The organism is Neptunitalea lumnitzerae (assembly GCF_027924185.1).
GTDB classification, from domain to species: domain Bacteria; phylum Bacteroidota; class Bacteroidia; order Flavobacteriales; family Flavobacteriaceae; genus Neptunitalea; species Neptunitalea lumnitzerae.
The window spans coordinates 986,825-1,007,216 of sequence record NZ_BRVO01000001.1 but is presented as its reverse complement, the minus strand read 5'-3'; the positions used below and the strand labels follow the sequence as shown (position 1 = coordinate 1,007,216).

At 34.7% G+C, this 20,392-nt stretch carries 19 protein-coding genes; 3 read left to right on the top strand and 16 right to left on the bottom strand.

Annotated features, from left to right (window positions below; genetic code table 11):
- Nucleotides 1-33 precede the first annotated feature (33 nt).
- The 10 genes from Y10_RS04485 to Y10_RS04440 all read right to left on the bottom strand — a co-directional run bounded on the left by Y10_RS04485 (nucleotide 34) and on the right by Y10_RS04440 (nucleotide 11,428).
- Nucleotides 34-273, bottom strand: a complete 240-nt coding sequence (locus tag Y10_RS04485) for a NifU family protein (RefSeq protein ID WP_281764165.1) — start codon at nucleotides 271-273, stop codon at nucleotides 34-36.
- Between the two features lie 3 nt (nucleotides 274-276).
- Nucleotides 277-1,404, bottom strand: a complete 1,128-nt coding sequence (locus Y10_RS04480; protein WP_281764164.1) for an Mrp/NBP35 family ATP-binding protein — start codon at nucleotides 1,402-1,404, stop codon at nucleotides 277-279.
- A gap of 268 nt (nucleotides 1,405-1,672) precedes the next feature.
- Nucleotides 1,673-2,344, bottom strand: a complete 672-nt coding sequence (locus Y10_RS04475; protein ID WP_281764163.1) for a YiiX/YebB-like N1pC/P60 family cysteine hydrolase — start codon at nucleotides 2,342-2,344, stop codon at nucleotides 1,673-1,675.
- A gap of 64 nt (nucleotides 2,345-2,408) precedes the next feature.
- The gene (locus Y10_RS04470) at nucleotides 2,409-2,831 is read right to left on the bottom strand and encodes a nuclear transport factor 2 family protein (protein WP_281764162.1); all 423 of its coding nucleotides are present in this window, start codon (nucleotides 2,829-2,831) and stop codon (nucleotides 2,409-2,411) included.
- Nucleotides 2,794-3,156 carry a nuclear transport factor 2 family protein gene (locus tag Y10_RS04465; RefSeq protein WP_281764161.1) on the bottom strand — a complete coding sequence of 121 codons (363 nt, stop codon included), beginning with the start codon at nucleotides 3,154-3,156 and terminating at the stop codon, nucleotides 2,794-2,796. Before Y10_RS04465 ends, Y10_RS04470 begins: the two co-directional genes overlap by 38 nt.
- Before the next feature lie 42 nt (nucleotides 3,157-3,198).
- The gene (locus Y10_RS04460; protein ID WP_281764160.1) at nucleotides 3,199-4,497 is read right to left on the bottom strand and encodes a TolC family protein; all 1,299 of its coding nucleotides are present in this window, start codon (nucleotides 4,495-4,497) and stop codon (nucleotides 3,199-3,201) included.
- Entirely contained in the window at nucleotides 4,490-6,934 is a 2,445-nt protein-coding gene (locus Y10_RS04455) for an ABC transporter permease (protein WP_281764159.1), read from the bottom strand. The genes Y10_RS04460 and Y10_RS04455 overlap by 8 nt, the downstream gene beginning before the upstream one ends.
- Before the next feature lies 1 nt (nucleotide 6,935).
- Entirely contained in the window at nucleotides 6,936-9,284 is a 2,349-nt protein-coding gene (locus Y10_RS04450; protein WP_309297817.1) for an ABC transporter permease, read from the bottom strand.
- A 105-nt stretch (nucleotides 9,285-9,389) separates the two neighbouring features.
- Nucleotides 9,390-10,094, bottom strand: a complete 705-nt coding sequence (locus Y10_RS04445; RefSeq protein WP_281764157.1) for an ABC transporter ATP-binding protein — start codon at nucleotides 10,092-10,094, stop codon at nucleotides 9,390-9,392.
- 14 nt (nucleotides 10,095-10,108) lie between these two features.
- Nucleotides 10,109-11,428, bottom strand: a complete 1,320-nt coding sequence (locus tag Y10_RS04440; RefSeq protein WP_309297816.1) for an efflux RND transporter periplasmic adaptor subunit — start codon at nucleotides 11,426-11,428, stop codon at nucleotides 10,109-10,111.
- A gap of 74 nt (nucleotides 11,429-11,502) precedes the next feature.
- Between Y10_RS04440 and Y10_RS04435 the strand changes: the two genes are divergently transcribed.
- Entirely contained in the window at nucleotides 11,503-12,849 is a 1,347-nt protein-coding gene (locus tag Y10_RS04435) for a sigma-54-dependent transcriptional regulator (protein ID WP_281764156.1), read from the top strand.
- A 4-nt stretch (nucleotides 12,850-12,853) separates the two neighbouring features.
- Entirely contained in the window at nucleotides 12,854-14,182 is a 1,329-nt protein-coding gene (locus Y10_RS04430; RefSeq protein WP_281764155.1) for a sensor histidine kinase, read from the top strand.
- A 29-nt stretch (nucleotides 14,183-14,211) separates the two neighbouring features.
- Here Y10_RS04430 and Y10_RS04425 read toward each other — a convergent pair whose 3' ends face one another.
- Genes Y10_RS04425 through trmB form a run of 3 tightly spaced genes read right to left on the bottom strand, consistent with a single transcriptional unit; the run spans nucleotide 14,212 to nucleotide 15,870 of the window.
- A complete protein-coding gene (locus Y10_RS04425; RefSeq protein ID WP_281764154.1) occupies nucleotides 14,212-14,550 on the bottom strand; it encodes an MGMT family protein in 339 nt (112 codons plus the stop codon).
- 11 nt (nucleotides 14,551-14,561) lie between these two features.
- The gene (locus tag Y10_RS04420) at nucleotides 14,562-15,137 is read right to left on the bottom strand and encodes a LysE family transporter (RefSeq protein ID WP_309297822.1); all 576 of its coding nucleotides are present in this window, start codon (nucleotides 15,135-15,137) and stop codon (nucleotides 14,562-14,564) included.
- 58 nt (nucleotides 15,138-15,195) lie between these two features.
- Entirely contained in the window at nucleotides 15,196-15,870 is a 675-nt protein-coding gene (gene trmB / locus Y10_RS04415; protein ID WP_281764152.1) for a tRNA (guanosine(46)-N7)-methyltransferase TrmB, read from the bottom strand.
- A gap of 70 nt (nucleotides 15,871-15,940) precedes the next feature.
- Here trmB and Y10_RS04410 point away from each other — a divergent pair, with 70 nt between their 5' ends.
- Nucleotides 15,941-16,999 carry a glycosyltransferase gene (locus Y10_RS04410; RefSeq protein ID WP_281764151.1) on the top strand — a complete coding sequence of 353 codons (1,059 nt, stop codon included), beginning with the start codon at nucleotides 15,941-15,943 and terminating at the stop codon, nucleotides 16,997-16,999.
- Here Y10_RS04410 and Y10_RS04405 read toward each other — a convergent pair.
- The 3 genes from Y10_RS04405 to Y10_RS04395 are packed head-to-tail and all read right to left on the bottom strand — an operon-like array spanning nucleotide 16,979 to nucleotide 20,391.
- Nucleotides 16,979-17,911 (bottom strand): carbohydrate kinase family protein, encoded by a 933-nt coding sequence (locus Y10_RS04405; protein WP_281764150.1) that lies wholly within the window; start codon nucleotides 17,909-17,911, stop codon nucleotides 16,979-16,981. The two genes, Y10_RS04410 and Y10_RS04405, sit on opposite strands and share 21 nt — an antisense overlap.
- Before the next feature lies 1 nt (nucleotide 17,912).
- Nucleotides 17,913-19,082: a glycoside hydrolase 100 family protein gene (locus tag Y10_RS04400; RefSeq protein ID WP_281764149.1), complete on the bottom strand. Its 1,170-nt coding sequence runs from the start codon at nucleotides 19,080-19,082 to the stop codon at nucleotides 17,913-17,915.
- Nucleotide 19,083: 1 nt separating this feature from the next.
- A complete protein-coding gene (locus tag Y10_RS04395; protein ID WP_281764148.1) occupies nucleotides 19,084-20,391 on the bottom strand; it encodes an MFS transporter in 1,308 nt (435 codons plus the stop codon).
- Nucleotide 20,392 lies beyond the last annotated feature (1 nt).

The window sequence follows — 20,392 nt, the reverse complement described above, 5'->3', positions numbered from 1 at the left end:
TCTAGTGTACCTTTATGTATATAGTAATTAGTATTATGCTATATTAACAACCTCTTCAATCTGTGGTACGTATTTTTTAATGGTCATCTCAACACCACTTTTTAGCGTCATTTGATTTACAGAACAACCCACACAAGCACCTTCTAATCTAACCTTCACCAATCTGTCATCATCAATAGAAACCAAGGAAATGTTTCCTCCGTCACTTTCTAAAAAAGGGCGAATTTCATCTAGCGCCTTTTCAACGTTTAATCTTATTTCCTCCGTAGTCATAATTTATTTTTTAACAGCTGAACAACCTGCCATGGTTGTTATTTTAATAGCCTCTGTTGGTGGTAAACTTGTATTTCTTTTTACTACCTCAGAAACTACATTTCTTGTTAATTCTTCAAAGGCCTCAACAAGTGGAGTACCCTCTTGTAAAGCAGCAGGTCTACCAGCATCACCAGCTTCTCTAATACTTTGTACTAATGGTATATCTCCTAAGAAAGGTATTTCTAAATCTTCAGAAAGATTCTTAGCTCCTTCTTTACCAAAAATATAATACTTATTATCTGGCAATTCTTCTGGTGTAAAGTATGCCATGTTTTCTACAATTCCTAAAACAGGTACGTTAATACTATCTTGACGGAACATAGCTACTCCCTTACGGGCATCTGCCAATGCAACGTTTTGTGGTGTACTAACAATTACAGCACCTGTAATTGGTAACGACTGCATAATGCTTAGGTGAATATCTCCTGTTCCAGGAGGTAAGTCTAACAATAAGAAATCTAACTCTCCCCAAGCAGCATCAAAAATCATCTGATTTAAGGCTTTTGCCGCCATTGGCCCACGCCATATCACTGCCTGATTTGGTTGTGTAAAGAAACCTATAGAAAGTATTTTAACTCCGTAATTCTCAATAGGCTTCATTTTAGATTTTCCATCTACATCTACAGCCAAAGGTTTCTCATCTGCAACGTCAAACATAATAGGTGCAGAAGGTCCGTAAATATCGGCATCTAATAAGCCCACTTTGAAGCCCATTTTTGCCAATGAAGCTGCCAAGTTAGCGGTTACTGTAGATTTACCTACTCCTCCTTTACCAGAGGCTACTGCTATAATGTTTTTTATTCCAGGTACTTGTTTTCCTTTAATTTCAGGTTTCTCTGGAGCTTCTACCTTAATATTTACTTTAACCTTAGCCTTTTCATATACTTTCTCATGAATAATTTTCATGATTTCAACTTCGGTTTTCTTTTTGGCCTGTAAACTAGGGTTACCAATAACTACGTCTACAACAACCTCATCACCAAAAGTCATTACGTTTTGCACTGCACCACTTTCTACCATATTTCTACCTTCGCCTGGTACAGTTATATTTTCTAGGGCTTTTATTATATCTTTTCTATCTAATTTCATGCTACTGCATTATTTAAACTCATTCTAAGCTACAAAGATACGCTTTAAATTTTTTAAAAGAAACATATCTATGTATTAGATGGTAAGCGAATATAGCTTATTAAAAACTCATAATTATATGATTTTTATCAGTTTGTTACCTAAGTTACAAAACATCAGAAAACCAACGTAACATCTATTTGCTACTTTAATATAGGTATGCGTTACCCGATATAGAAGAGGCCTTTTTTTAGCTTTTCACAAGCAATTATAGAAGTACACAATGCTATTATTTAGCGAATTTATTAATTACCTTATCAAAACATAGGGTATCATACAAACTAGACAAGGAGTAATAATAGTCTTTTTTGTCTTGTTCGTTTTCAGGTAACTCAAGTAACTTCAAATCTTTACCATACACCTGAATAATAAACTCGGTACAAAACATTTCAGAAGCATCATTGTAATTACCATTTTTATCAAACGGAATCTGTGCTTGCTCATACGCTTTTACCAAAGTTGTTAATTGGTGCTCCGTTTCTGTAGTAAATTTTTTTAACCGAACCACTAGCAATTTATCAGGATAGGAGTGATCTAAAAAAGTATTCAACGATTGTTTTTGTACGCCGTCTTTATCAGCAACATCACTAGACAAGGAGTGATATACTTTCCATTCGTTATTTTCATTTATAAGAATACCAGCATGGGTTACTTCATAGCCATTATTAGTAAAAGACCTAGCTACCATGTCACTAATAAAACCATACCCCCTACGCAATATAATATCTCCTGGTTGCAATTGCTGCATTTCAGTTTCAGAAAATCTAACAATGGCTTTATCTTTTGATACTTGTGTAGTTTCTATAGTACCATCTACCCAGAAGAAAAGTTTGTAAATAAGAAACACCCCTGTTACTGTAACCAACAGCCATAGTATGCCCTTTATAAACTTCTGTTTCAAAATTCCTTTTACATTTAATACACTTAGCTACTGCATACTTTTGCTAGCTAAATTTAGCAACCATCTACTGCTCTTTCTCTAAATTCTCTTTTCCCATTGAAACCTTCCAGTCGCCTTCTACCTTTCGTAAATAAACGGTTTGTTCATCGGTACCTTTACTAGTAGTGTAACTTACGGAAGCCTTATCGCCATCAATTTCAGTTTCTGTAATAAAAAAATCTAAAGATTCTGGTTGTTCATTAGACATTTTAATATACCCCGCAGCCAAATCTAAAAACTTAGCAGTGTCTTCATCGCAGTATTCTTTTGCTTCTTCAAACCTAAATTCAGCAGTAGCATCTAAAAACTTTAAGGCAACATCTTCAGGTGCTGCTGTAAATGAACATGCAACCACTAAAAAAACAACAAACAGCAACAGGAAGTTTCTTCCACATTGCTGTTTTACTCTTTTAATCTTCTTTAGCCAAAGATACCTTCCAGTCTCCATCTATTTTTTTTAGTTTCAACATTTTCTCCTCGGCATCCGGAGCCGTTTTATAGGTAACCTCTGCAGTATCATCTTTTACATCTGTAGCTACTATGATAACCTCAGATGCTTCTTTTTCTTTTTCGTTTAGTCCGGCAAAAGAACTTGCCATATCTAATAACTCCACAGTTGCCTCGTCACAGTATTTTTTGGCTTCTGCGTAATTTTCATCATTCGTAGCAGTTAAAAACTTTACAGCAACTGCATCTGGTTTGTTAGAAGAACAAGAAGCTATACTAATAGCTAGTAGTAATATACAGGCTATATGTTTTAGATTTAATTTCATGATAGGTGGTATTAAATTTATCCACAAGATAGTAATACAAACCTAAAAATTATTATATCGCATTAAATTTAATTTTAATGCTGAGTATTTTAAAAGCAGTGTATTCTTTAAACAATCGTACTTAGCACTTAACAATTGGTTTTTAACCGCAGTAAACGTTACTGCTTCTATTTGGTTACTTTCAAATTTAGCCTCAGAAGTAACATACGATTTCCCTGCATAGGTAAGCGTTTGGTCTAAACTTTCTTGCAAGGTTGTATACTGCTCTTTACGGGTGCTTTCTAAATCTATTTCTTGTTGCAATTTTATCTTTTGATCTTCTGTAGCTATCTTTTTCTGTTCTGTTTCAATTTTTGCTACATTGATGTTTCGTCTATTTCTAAACCCATTAAAAACCGGTATAGAAAGTTGAAACCCAACTTCATGGTTTTTATTAAAATCTATTTGAGATGAGAAACTTTCAACCGAACTCCCTGCCATAGCAGTTAGTGGTTTGTAATAAAACGTTGAAAACGAATAATAGGCATCAACAGAGGGTAATAACGCTGCTCTTTGTAATTGTACATTTTTTAAACTGCGCTCATAAGCTACCTCTTTTTGTTGCATTTTAGGGTTATTAGTAACTGCGGCATCTTCTACCCCTAAGATTACCGAAGGAGATGCCAAAACTACCGCCTTAGGCACCTCATCTATATTCATTAACTGAAACAATTGTAGTAATTGGGTTTTTAGCAATTGCTTCGTTTCTGTTACACTCTTTACCTCTTGCTGATAACTCAATTGCATATCATACAAATCACTTTTAGGGCGTCTCCCTAAATTAAACTCATCAGTAACTCTGGTTAAATTAAATTGAGTATTATCAAGCTGCTCTTGCTGAATAGCTACCAACTCTTGGGTATATAAGGCGTCAAAATATTTTTCTAACAAGGTTAATTTGTACTCATATTCAAGCACTGCTTCGTCTGCCTTAGCCAAATCTACAGAAACCCTATCTACACTAGATTTTGCTAAGTTGTTAAAATCTAACAACGAGGCACTAGAACTTAGATAAAACCTATCGTACAAAATATCTGAACTTACCCTACCATTGGTTGCAGGGTCAATTGTAGAACCAAAATTATAACTCTGACTGGCATTTAACCCTACAGTAGGTAGTAATGTTGCTACGCCAGGCTCATGGCTTTTAATTGCTCTGGCAACTTCCAATTTTTGAATTTTAATATCGCGGTTATTCTTCAAACCTTCATCAAGGCATTGCTGAAGGGTCCAACTACCTTGTTGGCCCCAAACAACAATACTGGTGAGAAAAAAATATAGTGCTAAAAACAATCTATTCATACTTCAGGTATTTTAAAATATCTACATTACTAGTTGCTTTGTATGCCTTTAATAAAACCACTGCTAGTGTTAAGCTCATTAAGCAAATAAACCCTACTAAAAATGGCTGATAGGAAATATCTATTCGGTATACAAAATTCTCTAACCAAAGGGTAAGAAAGTAATACGCCGGAAACAATGCCAACAGAAACCCTATAACTCCAAATACAATATATTGCTTGGTTAGCACCAATAATAAACCTTTAGTTTCTGCCCCTAACGTTTTACGAATAGCAATCTCTTTCATCCGGCGCTCAATGGAATACGAAGCCAAAGCGTACAACCCAAATAAGGCAATAATAACCACTGTGATATTTAATAATAAAAACAAGTTTTTTTGGTTGGTATATTGCTCATACGTTCTAGCAAATCGTTTATCTACAAAGTCATAATCAAACGGAAAATCTACATCTACTTTTGTAGTCCAAAGCTTCTCTAACTTGTTAATCACCTCAGCAGTTTTAGAGGTCTCTACTTTCACATAAATGTGATGTGTATTTTGTATCATCCACTCTACTGTTTTAAAATGGAAAAATAGCATCGGCGGAATCTCTTCTTGTGGTCCGTTTACGTGAAAATCTTTTACCACACCCACCACTTTCAAATTTTTGTTATTCCTCCATGGAAACTCTTTTCCAAGCGGATGATCTTCTTTCATTAATCTGGCAGCAGTTTCATTAATAAGTATGTTGCTTACGGTATCTAACGCAAACTCTGCAGATAAAAACCGTCCCTCTTTTAGCTTTACCCCCATCATCTCTAACATACCAAAATCTATACCCATATTACTTGCTTGAATACTTTCATTCTTGTATTCATAACTAGAGGAAGAATTGCTTCCATGGTCAAAGCTAAACGAGCCTGCTCCTACTTCCTTTACACCTTCTATACCCTTTATTTGCTGCTTAACCGCTAGATACTTACTCAGCAATTGTTCTCTATACCCTTCTTCTCTCCAGTTGTACGGATTCCTATAGTATACCTGAACCACTTGGTCACTATTATAGCCCAAATCCATGGTAGATACATACTTTATTTGACTATAAACAATGTAAGACCCTACTATAAAAAAGGCAGCTATGGCAAACTGTAGTACCAGCATTGAATTACGCACTATAATACCGTTATCATTACGGGTATAATTACCTTTTAAAACCTTAATGGTTTTAAAGTTGGCTACATATAATGCAGGAAATACGCCTGCTACTGCTACCAAAATTATAAACAAGGCTAAAAGCTGTAGATAAAACTGACTCCCAACAATAACCAATTCCTTATTTAAAAACTGATTATACAAGGGTAGCACTACCTCTGCTATCACGAGTGCCAACAATATGGATAAAAATATCATTAATGCACTTTCAAAAATAAATTGCAATACAATTTCACCCTTGGTAGCTCCTACTACTTTACGCACTCCTACTTCTTTAGCACGCTTTAAAGCATTAGCTGTAGCTAAATTCACGTAGTTAATTATAGCCAATACCAGTATTAATATAGAAAGCCCCATCATAATAAGTAGCATCTGTATATTACCTCTACCTTCTGGGTACCCATCGGTAACAGATTCTAACCTTGCTGTTACAAGGGGTTCTACTAACACTTTAATCACGCCTTGCTCTTCTAAATACTGCTCTACAGTAATTCCTTGTTCTTTAGCATCTGGCTTAATACGATGTTCTAAATACGCCGCTTCAATAGCTTTTTTAAGATTAGCAGCTTCCGAAGCATCTGTTAGTTTTACCAATAAATTAAAATTGAAATTTCCCCAAGCATTCTCACCCTTATTTAAAAACTCTTCTATTAAATTGGTTACAGCATCTGGCGCATACGAAGATTTGCCCGGAATATGATAAACCCCTGTAACTGTTAATTGATGCTCTCCGTAAATAAGCTGCTTATTCATAGGATCTTTATCCCCAAAAAGTCGTTTAGCCAAGTTTTCTGAAATAGCTATACAATTTCGGTTAGCCAACGCCGACTCTGGTGTACCTTTACTAAAGGTAAAAGGGAAAAAACTAAAAAAATTACTCTGTGCATCTGTGATATTAGCCATTTCCTTTTTACTACCATACTTTAGTATGTCATCGGTGTACATATCATCTGAATAGCAGTAATCTGTAAGGCTTGGCAAATTTTCTTCTAGATACTCCGCTAGTGTTGCTGTATTGGTATTCCAATAGCCTAAACTAGGTTCTATAGGTCTTAAATCATTAATAATCTGAAACACATGGTTTCGCTCAGGGTTCCATTTATTGTATGAGTGCTCATCATTCCAATACAGAATAGAGAATATAAGACCTGCAACCCCTACACTAAGCCCCAATACATTTAAAAATGTAAATAGCTTATTATGTTTAATGTTATAGATAAAAATATGTAACCAGTTCTTAACCATCTTACTCGTATTTCAAATAGGTTAAAATATCTAAACTAACAGCTCTGTAGGCTCTACCTAGCACTACTATAAGCGTTAACACCAATAAGGCTACAAACCCTATAACAAAAGGTAATACAGAAATAGAAATTCTAAACACAAAGTTTTCTAACCAACCACTTAATAGGTAGTACACCGGCACAATAGCAATTAAAAAACCTATTACACAAAACACCACATACTGTTTGGTAAGCGTAATTAATAAATGCTTTGTATCTGCACCTAACGTTTTGCGTATAGCAATCTCCTTCATTCTACGCTCTATAGAAAAAGAGGCTAGTGCAAACAATCCAAATAAGGCTATAATAATTACCACTATATTTAATACCGAGAATAAATTTTTCTGATTTACATATTGCATGTAAGTACGCTCGTATTTTTTATTTACAAAATCATAATTAAAAGCATACTCATCATCTATCTTACTATTCCAAAAGGTTTCTATTCGGGCAATTGTTTCCTCCATTTTAGAAGCATCAATTTTCACAAAAACCTTATCTAAATTATATTGCATCCAATCAATGGTTTTTACATGAAAGAACACCATAGGAGGAATATCTTGATCTAACCCAAATAAGTTAAAATCTTTCACCACTCCAATAATTTTTAAGTCTTCACCATTCCATGTAACTGATTTACCTATCGGATTTTTCTCGTCCATTACACGTAAGGCAGCTTCATTTACCAGCATAGAACTAATTGTATCTGAAGCAAATTCAGTAGAAATATTTCTTCCTTCAATAACAGGAATTTTAAGCATTTCTAACATACCAAAATCCATTGCCATGTTTTGCCCCTGAATATTGTTGCCTTTATATTCAAAACTTGAAGAAGATCGGGCACCACCCCCTAGGTCAAATATTCCTGTAGAAACTTCTTTTACACCCTCTATTTTAGCTACCTCATTACGTACGGTCTCATACCTCTGAAAAACAGCTTCCGGATTCTTTTGTCGCAAATAAATTTCTATAATTTGGTCTCCCTTAAATCCTAAATCTTTGGTAGACATAAACTGCACTTGCTGGTACACTATGTACGACCCTACAATAAAGAAAGCTGCTATAGCAAATTGCAACACTAGCATTCCGTTACGCAACCAAATCCCCCCTTTACTTCTACCAAAATTACCTCTTAGTACTTTTAGTGTTTCAAAATTAGCTACGTATAATGCAGGGAAAACACCTGCCATGATAATAAGTACTATAAAAATACAAACTAACTGTGTATAAATTAAACCACCTTGTATTACTAAGTCCTTATTCAAAAAGTCATTATAAACTGGCAATACCAACTCTACAATTACCAAACTAATTACAATTGCTACAGCACTCATAAGCGCAGTTTCAAACAAAAACTGTTTTATAATATCTACTTTGGTTGCACCTATAATTTTACGTACCCCAACTTCCTTAGCACGTTTAATAGCATTGGCAGTTGCCAAATTAATATAATTAACAATAGAAAGAATTAATATTAAAATAGAAACCCCCATCATAATTAATAAAAACTGACGATTCCCCTGACCCTCTGCTACACCAGAATTAATGGTACCTAATCTAATATCTTTTAACGCTTGTAACTTTATCAAAAAGCCTCCATATTTTGCTTCATACTCCTGCGGAGTAATCCCTAGATCTCTTGCTGAAGGCTCTAACTTATTTTTATAATAAATGGTTTCCATCTGCTTAGCAACCTTCTCTTTAGAATCAGGGTTTTTCAGCTTTATCAACAGTCCAAAGTTGTAATTACCCCAGGCATCCTCATTGTGTTTTAACCGTTCATCTATTGCATTAATAACAGCTTCTGGCTTGTACGATGACTTTTCATTTAACTTATACACCCCTTTTACAACCATTTTTCTATTACTATAAGTAATTTCTTTGTTCATGGGATCTTCGTCTCCAAAAATACGGTTTGCCAATTTTTGTGACAGCACAATAGAGTTAGGTTCTAAAGCACTGGCTTTATCACCCTGTAAAAAATCAAATGGGAAATACTCAAAAAAGTTAGATTGCGCATCTAGTATTTTCTCGCTATACTCTTTCTCTCCGTTATAATAAATATTTGCGCCATTGTACCAATTATTCAAATAACAATAGCTAGCTACCAAATCACTTTCCTCTAACAAATGTGGTCCTAAAGGAGCCGGATTAGTATACCACTCGCCATTTTCTCCCATATCGTTGATAACTTCAAATACCTTTGATTTCTCAGTGTTCCAAGCATCATACGCATGCTCATCATTCCAATACAAAATGGCAAAAATGAGTCCTGAGATACCAATACTTAACCCTATTAGGTTAAGAAACATAAATAATTTGTTGTTCTTTATATTGTAGTAGAATATGTGAATCCAGTTTTTAATCATAACTATTGATTTTCTGATTGATGTAATTGATTTTGATTGATGATGAACTTAGCTGTTTACTACAATATCTATGTTTTTAGTTTGTTGCTTTTCAGACATTACCATACCGTCTTTCATAAGAATGGTCTTCTGTGAAAAAGAAGCATCATAATCTGAGTGTGTAACCATTAAAATGGTGGCTCCTCCTGCATGCAAATCGGTTAATAATTCCATTACTTCATTACCATTTTTACTATCCAAATTTCCGGTAGGCTCATCTGCCAATATTATTTTCGGCTCGTTAATTAAAGCTCTTGCTACAGCTACACGTTGTTGTTGCCCACCAGACAATTGTTGCGGATAGTGCTTTAAACGGTGAGATATGCCCAAACGCTCTGCCATAGCTTGTACTCTTTTACTTCTTTCAGAAGATGCTACGCCGTTGTATATCATAGGCAACTCTATATTATCATACACCGACAGTTCATCTATTAAGTTGAAATTCTGAAATACAAACCCTATTTGTTGCTTTCTAATTTTAGCTCTTCCACGTTCTTTAATCCCTACCATTTCTTTACCTAGTAACTGGTAACTACCACTAGAGGCACTATCCAATAATCCTACTATATTTAACAAAGTAGATTTTCCGCTACCAGAAGGCCCCATTACGGTAACAAACTCACCTTCTTTAATAGTTAATGATACATCATTTAGTGCTTTGGTTTCTACCTCTTCGGTTCTAAAAACCTTTGAAAGTTGGTTAATCTGAATCATAATTGTATCGTTTTTTAATTGCTTTCTTCTATGTTTAAAATCTCTATACGCTCGTAATCTTTATAATTAGAGGTAATTACCTTGTCCCCTGGTTCTAAGCCGCTTTTCACCTCATAATACAACGGGTTTTCTCTTCCTATCTCTATAGGTTGCACAACTGCCTTATCACCTTCCAGTTTAAAAATCCATTTTCCTGCAGTCTCTCTATAAAAACTTCCTTTAGGTATTACCACTGCTTTTTCTTTCTCAGAAAGTTTTAAGCGTACTCCAAAACTTAATCCTTGTTGTAACTCTAAGTCTTTATCTGCTTCAAAATTAAGTTCTACCATAAAGCGCCCTTCTTTTACCTCTTGTATTACTTTAGTTACCGTTACAGGTATCATGGCTCCCTTATAATCTACTTGGCCTTTTTGACCTACAGATACCTTATCTAAGTAAAACTCATCTACATTAGCCAATAGTTTATAGCCTTCCATAACATCTATTTTTCCTAACGTTTCACCAGCATTATACGTTTTCCCTAGTACGGGTTCAAAAGAAGATAACCTACCACTAAACGAAGCCGTTATTAAAAAGTTCTGTTTGTTCTGTCTTAAAATTTCCAAACTTTTCTCCATAATGGCTAGCGACTTATTCATTTGCGTTAATTGCATAGCATTTGCTTCCTTCTCTTTCTCTACCGTTTGCTTAATAATGCTTCTACGCTCTTGTTGGTATCTGTATTTTTCTTGCGTAATGGTCCAGTCGTTTTTTGCTATAATTTCCTTTTCGTATAGTTTTTTATTTAACTCATACTCATTTTTTGCATCATTAAAATCATGTTCAATAGCTACCCTGTCTTTTTCTAAATTCAATTCTTGATTACGTAGATCTAAACGTGCCTTATGTAAGTTATTTATTTGCTCAATCATTGAGGTTTCTTGTTGCATATAACTAAGCTCTGTATTTGGGTTGTAAAGCCTAACCAATGGTTGCCCCTCTTTTACATAATCACCATTGGCTACAAAAATTTCCTGAACCGACCCACCTTCTACAATGTTTATTAAAGTAGAGGTTAAAGGTTCAACCTTAGCTTGAAAAACAATGAAGTCTTCAAAATAATCTTCGGTAACTGTTTTAACAGCTATTTCTCCACGTTTTACATTTAAGCTTCTCTTTTTGGTTAGCGCCAAAAAACTCAACACCGCTAAGATTAAAAAAATACTTACAAGAATTATTAGCCGTTTATTTTTCTTATTTTTATTTTTACCTTCAATGATTGTGTCCATAAGTTCTAATTTGTTTAAGTATATGGCATAATCGTACCAAAATTTAAAAAATAATAAAACGCTCATTAATAGTGTTTTATAAAACACAATATTTAAATAGTGTTCAAAAATGAACACTTTTGTCCGCTAGTGAACAACCTATGAAAAAAACAGACGCTACCATACTAATTATAGATGACCAAGAGGATATACTGTTTGCTTTGAAAATGCTTTTAAAAAAGTCTTATGAAAGAGTTTTCACACTAAACAACCCTAAAAAGGTTGTAAATATGCTTGCAGAAAATACCATAGATGTAGTGTTACTAGACATGAACTACCGCATAGGCTTTGAAGACGGAAGAGAAGGCTTGTACTTTTTAAAAGAGATTAAAAAATTATCGCCAAACACCAGTATTATTTTAATGACTGCTTTTGGAAAAGTTGAAACTGCTGTTGAAGGATTAAAATTAGGAGCCTTTGATTACATCTTAAAACCGTGGGACAATACCAAACTGCAAGATATCATTAAAGATGCCGTACGAGAAAGCAGAAAGCAAAAGAAACTTCCAAAAGCTGCTACCATCACTCCTCGTTACTTTATAGGGGAAAGCAAAGAAATTCAAAAGGCATACACACTAGCTAAAAAAGTAGCCAAAACCGATGCCAATGTACTTATACTTGGTGCTAATGGTACTGGTAAAATGGTAATGGCGCAATACATACATGAGCAATCTACACGTAATACAGCGCCTTTTGTACACGTAGATTTAGGTTCTTTAAACGAGCATATTTTTGAAAGTGAATTATTTGGGTATGCTAAAGGTGCATTTACCGATGCCAAAGTAGACACCCCTGGTAGGTTTGAAGCTGCACAAGGTGGTACTATTTTCTTAGATGAAATTGGTAATGTACCGCTACATCTTCAATCAAAACTTTTACAAGTAATACAGAGTAAAACAGTGATTAGACTGGGAGAATCTAAACCACGACCTGTAGATGTACGAATTGTTTCTGCTACTAATGCCAATTTAAAGCTAGAGGTGAGTTCAAAGCAATTTAGACAAGATTTATACTACCGAATTAATACCATGGAAATTCAACTTCCTGAGTTAAAAGACAGAAGAGAAGATATTATTCCACTTGCAGAATTTCTTTTAGAAAATATGCGAGCAAAATATGAACACCCTGAAGCGGTATTTAATAATACAGCCAAAGAGCATATGCAAAACTATAGCTGGAATGGTAATATTCGTGAAATGCAGAACCGTATTGAGCGCGCTATTATTTTATGTGAAAACAATACCATTACAATTGATGATCTTGATTTAGATGATGTACCTATAGAAGAAACTGTACTACCACAAGCAGATTTATCTGAAATTGAAAAAATTGCCATTGAAAGAGCCTTGGCTAAAAACGATTATAATATCAGTAGAACTGCAGAAGAGTTAGGATTATCAAGAGGCGCATTATATCGCCGAATAGAAAAATACGGCATCGAAAATTAAAACCATGCAAAAACTAAAGTTACACCAAATACTGTTTTTAAAAACACTTTTAATTATTGCATGTGCATTAACCGGGTGGTACTTATATACTGCTGGCTATGTTTACACCGCTTTATTTTTAGGTATTTCTACCATACTTTTATTGGTAGAGCTCTATACTTATATTAATAACGCCTTTGGATTTTACGAGCGTACTATAGATGCCATATTACAAAATGACTTCTCTGCCGATTTTACCAGTCATAAAAAGGGAAATAATTACACCTTTCTATTTAAACTTTACAACCAATTTAAAGTACAACAACACCAGCACCTTTCTCAAGATATGGTGTACCGTTCTATGCTTAACAATATTGAAACAGGTATTTTAATTTTAGAATATTCCGCGGAAGATTGGAATATCTTTTTAATGAACGACTATTTTTCTAAACACTTTAAAACACCTAAAGTATCCAAATGGTCGTACTTAAAGCAACATGCAGCTGCCTTAACCACTTTGATAGAGGAACAGAATTTTAAAGAGGTAAAAACCTCCTTGCAGATTAGAGTAGATAATGAAAACACGCAAACCTTTATACTACAAACGTCTAACACTAAAACACTCTATGGTAATTACTATGTTATTATGTTAGACTCTATACAAAAAGTAGTAGATAGAAAAGAGAAAGAAGCATGGAGCAATCTAATGAAAGTAATATCACATGAGTTATTAAATTCGCTTACCCCCATACGTTCACTATCGCAAAACCTGCAAGAAATGGTAGCACAAGACCATTTGACCGATGAAGATTTAGAAGATATGAAACAAAGTGTAGCTACCATGTTGCAACGCAGTAACCATTTGCAAAAGTTTGTTGAGAGCTACCGTAAGCTAGCCATGTTACCAACTCCTAAAAGAGAAAAAACATCGTTACAAGAACTCATAAACAGCTGTATAAACTTTATGAGTCCAATGCTTAAAGAGCACCAAATTACACTTACCAATCATATAGATTTTAACCATTGGTTAGCACTAGACAAGTTACTTATGGAACAAGCCCTCATTAACCTGCTTACCAATAGTATGTATTCATTAGCGCATCTTACTAATAAAGAGATTCGTATTGAAGCCACACAAACCAACAACCGCCTTTATATTAGTATTATTGATAATGGTCCCGGAGTACCAAAAGAAATTGAAGACAAAATATTTTTACCATTTTTCACCACTCGTAAAGAAGGTGCTGGTATTGGTTTAACCTTATCTAAAAATATTATTGAGGCTCATGGTGGATATTTAGTGTATCAGAACAAAGAAAACACAACCCACTTTGTTATTTGCCTAATGGACTAAGCTATCAAAGCAAATCTGAAATATGTAAACTATTTTTCAAGCAATTCTATGGATGGATCCCAGAAAACTTCTTTAAAATTAACCACTTGATTTTCTTTTACCTCAACCCCTTCAGCTTCCAATAGTTGTTGCATAAGGTTGGTTCCTTCAAAATGAAATTTACCAGTAAGCATTCCGTTTCTGTTTACAACTCTATGGGCTGGCACATCTTCTCTACCTTTACAGTTATTCATAGCCCACCCAACCATTCTTGCTGAACGTGGCGCGCTTAAATATTTAGCAATAGCTCCATAAGAGGTAACGCTACCAGCAGGAATAAGTCTTGCTACTTCATAAACACGATCAAAAAAATTAGGAGCTAACGCCATAACCTATACATCTAAGAGTAGAGTCTAAAAATTGTAAGCACCATTAATAGCAACATTAATACCCCTAAAATGTAATCGGAGTATTTAGAAAACTTGCTAGACTTTACTTCTAGTTTATGAAAATAAAAAATATAGATATAAAGTATAGAAAAAGTACCCGTAGCTGCAGAAACTACAAAGGTAAGGGTGTCTTGCCAGTTATAGGTAATCCATCCGCTTACTTTCCAAGTAGCATTTAAACCACAATAAAAAGGCAAGGTTAGTAAATTTAAAACACCTAGAAACATCCCCTTAAAGAAGCTATTTCTGCGGCTTACAGAAACATACTTAACCTTTTTCTCCTTCCCTTGTTTCTTTTTAGCATGCCAAAAGAAATATGCCGCAAGCAATGCAAAAATCACCAAAGCAAGCTCCATTAAGTAATCTATAATATGCGGATTCTTAAAAAGAAACTTAGATATATTAACCGCAATATATGCCTGTAAAGCAATTATAATACATACCCCTACACTAAAATACACAGCATACTTTTTGCCTTTTTCTGCACTAATTTTAGCGGCGTTCATATTTAATAACCCCGGTAACACAGAGGCACCAAATGATGAGAAATAAGTAGCAAAAAAAAGGACAACTAAATGCAAACCGCTATTTTATTTTAAATTTAATATACGTGATAGGTTTATTTTGCTCAAGATACTGATTTTCATAAAAAGTTTGAATACCTGTTACCTCTTTTGGTGCACCTTCGTTTTTATATATGTTATGGTTGGCGTAAAGTACCTCGTGGCCCTCACCATGTAACAACCCTAACGTATAGCCATGCATAAACTCACTATCGGTTTTTAAATGCATTACACCATCTTCTGAAAGTACTCTTTTATAGCGCTGTAAAAACTCTGTATTAGTCATACGGTGCTTGGTACGCTTATATTTAATTTGCGGATCTGGGAACGTAATCCAAATTTCACTTACCTCATTCTCTGCAAAAAAATATTCTATCAATTCAATTTGGGTTCTCAAAAACGCCACATTGTTCATAGCATCTTCTACTGCTGTTTTGGCACCTCTCCAAAAACGAGCTCCCTTAATATCTATCCCAATAAAATTTTTCTCAGGATACATTTTAGCCAGGTTCACCGTGTACTCTCCTTTTCCACATCCTAACTCCAATACAATAGGGTTGTCATTCTTAAAAAAATTGGCATTCCAATTTCCCTTTAAGTCAAATGCACCACTCACAGCCTCTTCTCTGGTTGGCTGAATTACGTTGGAAAATGTCTCATTTTCCTTGAACCTTTTTAGCTTGTTTTTACTACCCAAAACAATTATTTAATTTTTTGGCAAAATTATGGAAATCTTTAAGAGTTCAAAATTAATTAATTTCGTGGTTATGAGTGAAAAGAAGCGCATTTTAGTTGCTCCACTAAATTGGGGGTTGGGGCATGCCACAAGATGTATACCTATTATACATGCCTTGCAAGATGAATATTATGAGCCAGTTATAGCCTCAGACGGTATAGCTCTTGAATTATTAAGAAAAGAATTTCCGGAGGTAGAAGCTCATCAGCTTCCGTCTTACGACATTGAATACGCTAAAAAAGGAAAGAATTTTAAATTAAAAATGATTTGGGATTCGCCTAAAATGCTTGCTGCAATAACCAAAGAGCGTAAAGCGGTAGAAAAATTGGTTGCCGAAAAAAATATAGATGGTATTATATCTGACAACCGTTTAGGTATTCAGGCAAAAGGGATTCCTTGTGTTTTTATTACCCACCAATTAAATGTATTAACAGGTAACACTACTTGGTTAAGCTCTAAAATTCACCAAAACATTATAAAAAAATATGATGAGTGTTGGGTACCTGATTTTAAAGACAAACCCAACCTGTCTGGTAAACTTGGGCATTTAAAAAAGGATAAGAAAAATATTAAGTACATAGGACCTTTAAGCAGGTTAGAAAAGAAAGAGACAGCCAAAGTGTACGATGTAATGGCGCTCATATCGGGTCCAGAACCTCAACGTACAATGCTTGAAGAGGTTTTACTAGAAGAATTAAAAGCATACCCAGGTAACATTTTATTGGTAAAAGGTAAAATAGAACCTGAGCAAACACATACTACTGAAAACAATATGGTTATCTATAACTATATGACCAAAAATCAATTAGAAGAAGCCTTTAACCAAAGCACTACCATACTTAGCCGTAGCGGATATACCACTATTATGGATTTGGCTAAACTTGAGAAAAAAGCCTTCTTTATACCTACCCCCGGACAATACGAACAAGAGTACTTAGCCAAACGACTAAAGAAAAAAGGAATGGTACCTTACTGCAAACAAGAAGACTTCTCAGTTAAAAAATTAGATAGTATAGATATTTACAACGGATTTAGTGTACTTCCTCAAAACGGAATTAACCTAGCAGAGCTATTTGCCATTTTTGATTAATTCAACATCAAATTGTTTTGGTAAGCCCCCCAAGTTTTGCAGCTTAACAGATGCCAACTTTTGGGCTATAGCAACACTTTCTAATAAGGTTTTGTTATGTATATACCCATATAGAAAACCAGTCCAAAAGGCATCACCCGCACCAGTTGCATCTATAACCTTTGGTATCTCCATAGCTTTTTGGGTATAAATACCTTCTGTAGTATCTGAAATAACTACTCCATTCTTTCCTTTAGTATAGCAAATGGTAGCTGCGCCAGCAGCATGAAAATATTCAAAAATAGCTGCATCCGTTTTATGCTCTCCAAAAAACCTATAACAATCATCTTCACTAATTTTAACCAACGGATTCATGGCTAAATAAGCACCTAAAACTTCGGTAGCTTCTTCTTTATTAGGCCATATTTTTTCTGAAAAATTAATATCTATACTTAGTTTAACCCCTTGCTGAAAAGCCATTTTCGCGCCTTCTAAAATAGTCTGTTGTGCAGGGTTTTTACTTAAAGCAAAACTAGTAGTATGATATACTTTAGCCTGCGCAATAAAAGCCTCAGACAATTGTTCTGAACGTATTTCACAATCGGCTTCGCGGTACGGAATAAACTCAGGAGTTGCTACCGATTTAGATACAAAAATAACAGAGGTAGGATACTCTTCACTACGTCTTAAATAATCTGTCTGTACTCCATCTTCTTGAAGTTTGTGAAGCATAAAATCTCCAAACCCATCTTTTCCGCAAGTAGCCACCAAAGATGCTTTTAATCCTAATCTGGCTGCATTAATGGCTACATTGGTTGGCGAACCACCTAAATAACGTTGAAAATTAGTTGTATGTTCTAAAGACAACCCTAAATCACTTCCTATGCAGTCTATTAATATTTCTCCTATACTTATGATATCTATAGTCTTCACTCTAAATAAAAAATTTAAATTTATCGTATAATGCTTCGTGTGCCAAAATTGTAGCAGCAGCACTCCATGCACAATAAGCTACACCGTTAGGTGCTCCTGTCTTACTATTAAAATTTTCATAAAAAGAAAACCCTTCTAAGGCATTTGCCGCATTAATATGCTCTAATATATTCATGGCTTTTTCTGGTTTATTTTTCTTCATTAAAGCCAACGCATAAAACCCGTTAACCATAGGCCAACTACCACCATTATGAAACTCATACGGATAATTTCTGAACTCGTATTTACAATTATCTTTTAATAACCCCCAATGTTCGTCTCCATCAAAAATAGGAGGCCAAAACGCGGGCAATAAATTTAAAGCACTCTCTTTCTTTAAATTATCAGCATATGCCAATACAGCATTTTGCAAGGCTTCATCACCTATATCTAACATAATCAGTAAAGAATGTGCAAAGGAGTCAAAAAATGTTTTGTAACCACTAGGCGAAAAAGAACAGGGTAGATATTCTCCAATGGAAACTTTATCATAGGCTTTCTCATGAAACTTATCCTTTCTAGAGTTCGGAAAAAAATTAGCTTCAACCTGCTCCGTAATAGCTTCTATTTTCTGTTTAGTACTTTTATCATTTTCAAAATAATAATAACCTTTAAGCGCCCATATTCTCAATAACTGATCGTATAATACATAGCCATTGGTTACATATTCATCTGCCCAATTACCAGATAAGGGTACATACACTAAATGTTTATTGTTAAACTCCCAAGCGTCTAATAAAGTAAAACACTTTTCAATAGCTTTTTTATGCTTTAAAAAGAAGGCAGTATCATCCTTTAAAATGGCATAGTTACATACACCTATAATAAACCAGGTAACAGCATCAACTCTACCAGCCAATCCTCCATAGCTAACATCAGACCCTGTATTGGTAACCAACACATTAGAAGGTATGGTACCTATTACATGTTGATGCGCAGCAAGGGTATCTAAGGTATTCTTAAAAGTAATTATCAAATCTTCATCATGAGAAGCCAAAGCAGCCAAGCCACAAATAACACCATCTCTGGCCCATACTCGTTGGTAATTACCCGTATTTTGTACGCTTGCCAAAAATCCGTTTGGGGTACTTGCCTTTTTTAATAAATCAATAGCCTCTCTATAATATTTCATACTACGCCTTTCTTTGTTTTTTACCTACACCAATAAACATGGTTAATACCGCTGCAATAACTAAAAACACACCACCAAATAATATGGCATTACGGGGGTCATTATTCAAATAATTCTTTAATACAAAACCAAATGATAGATTTTGAATAATCATAGGTATTACAATCATCATGTTAATTATCCCCATATACACACCTCGACGAGCTTTAGGGATGTCTGCCGATACTATGGAATAAGGAATACCCATAATGCTTGCCCAACCAATACCAAACCCCGTAATGGCCAGAAATAATAAATTTTTATTTGTGATTTGGGGGAATGCTAAAAAGCCAATTGCAGCAAACAATAAACACACAAAGTGTACTTTCTTAGCCCCTATTTTACGAGCAAACACTGCTAGCACAAGGGCTACCAAAAAAGTAACTATGTTATACCATCCGTTTACTAAGCCCGTCCAGCTTACTGCTTTTTCATACAATTGCGGGTTACTTTGAGGGGTAACGCCCCAAACAGAAAGAGCAATACTTTTAGATGAATTTTGCCAATAGCAAAACAACGCATACCATTGAAAAAAATACACCAAAGCCAATTGCCACATTACTCTTGGCATTTCTCTAATAGCGGAAAAAATTTCTAATACAGACTGCTTCAATCCTTTCTTATTTGCTTTTATTTTAGCAATTTCTTCAGGTGTTGGAGGAATCTCTGTGGTGGTTTTCATAGACCACCAAATAGTACCAATAGAGCAAACCGCCCCTAAAAAAAAGGACGCATACACCCACGTTGGTAAAGATCCTGTTTTACCAACAAATAATAAGGGAAATATAAATAACGACACATTTGCAAGTGTTTGACCTAAACCTGTAAAAAAACTTTGCATCTGAAAGCCCATAGGTTGTTGCTCTTTAATCAATTTATCTGCAACAAACGCTCTATATGGCTCCATAGCCGTATTATTACCTGCATCCAAAATCCATAATAAACCTGCTGCCATCCATAAAGAACTACTAAAAGGATACGCAAACAAACAAATACTACACACTATGGCTCCTATAAAAAAGTAAGGTTTTCTCCTTCCAAATTTAGGATGCCAAGTACTATCACTCATAGCACCTATAATAGGTTGCACAAGTAAGCCAGTAACGGGTCCCGCTAAATTTAAAAAGGGTATTTCATGGGGTTCGGCTCCTAAAAAATCGTAAATAGGATTTATAGCACTTTGTTGCAAACCAAAGCTATATTGAATTCCGAAGAAACCAACATTCATATTTACAATTTGCCAAAAGCTTAATTTTACCTTACCTAGCATA

What these genes read in the sequence shown, in the direction of transcription:
- Y10_RS04470 (WP_281764162.1), bottom strand. Translation starts at nt 2,831, where the DNA reads ATGGAGACTGGAAGGTATCTTTGGCTAAAGAAGATTAAAAGAGTAAAA.
- Y10_RS04480 (WP_281764164.1), bottom strand. Translation starts at nt 1,404, where the DNA reads ATGAAATTAGATAGAAAAGATATAATAAAAGCCCTAGAAAATATAACT.
- Y10_RS04465 (WP_281764161.1), bottom strand. Translation starts at nt 3,156, where the DNA reads ATGAAATTAAATCTAAAACATATAGCCTGTATATTACTACTAGCTATT.
- Y10_RS04395 (WP_281764148.1), bottom strand. Translation starts at nt 20,391, where the DNA reads ATGCTAGGTAAGGTAAAATTAAGCTTTTGGCAAATTGTAAATATGAAT.
- Y10_RS04485 (WP_281764165.1), bottom strand. Translation starts at nt 273, where the DNA reads ATGACTACGGAGGAAATAAGATTAAACGTTGAAAAGGCGCTAGATGAA.
- Y10_RS04440 (WP_309297816.1), bottom strand. Translation starts at nt 11,428, where the DNA reads ATGAGCGTTTTATTATTTTTTAAATTTTGGTACGATTATGCCATATAC.
- Y10_RS04430 (WP_281764155.1), top strand. Translation starts at nt 12,854, where the DNA reads ATGCAAAAACTAAAGTTACACCAAATACTGTTTTTAAAAACACTTTTA.
- Y10_RS04450 (WP_309297817.1), bottom strand. Translation starts at nt 9,284, where the DNA reads ATGTTTCTTAACCTAATAGGGTTAAGTATTGGTATCTCAGGACTCATT.
- Y10_RS04400 (WP_281764149.1), bottom strand. Translation starts at nt 19,082, where the DNA reads ATGAAATATTATAGAGAGGCTATTGATTTATTAAAAAAGGCAAGTACC.
- Y10_RS04410 (WP_281764151.1), top strand. Translation starts at nt 15,941, where the DNA reads ATGAGTGAAAAGAAGCGCATTTTAGTTGCTCCACTAAATTGGGGGTTG.
- Y10_RS04435 (WP_281764156.1), top strand. Translation starts at nt 11,503, where the DNA reads ATGAAAAAAACAGACGCTACCATACTAATTATAGATGACCAAGAGGAT.
- Y10_RS04455 (WP_281764159.1), bottom strand. Translation starts at nt 6,934, where the DNA reads ATGGTTAAGAACTGGTTACATATTTTTATCTATAACATTAAACATAAT.
- Y10_RS04425 (WP_281764154.1), bottom strand. Translation starts at nt 14,550, where the DNA reads ATGGCGTTAGCTCCTAATTTTTTTGATCGTGTTTATGAAGTAGCAAGA.
- Y10_RS04460 (WP_281764160.1), bottom strand. Translation starts at nt 4,497, where the DNA reads ATGAATAGATTGTTTTTAGCACTATATTTTTTTCTCACCAGTATTGTT.
- Y10_RS04445 (WP_281764157.1), bottom strand. Translation starts at nt 10,094, where the DNA reads ATGATTCAGATTAACCAACTTTCAAAGGTTTTTAGAACCGAAGAGGTA.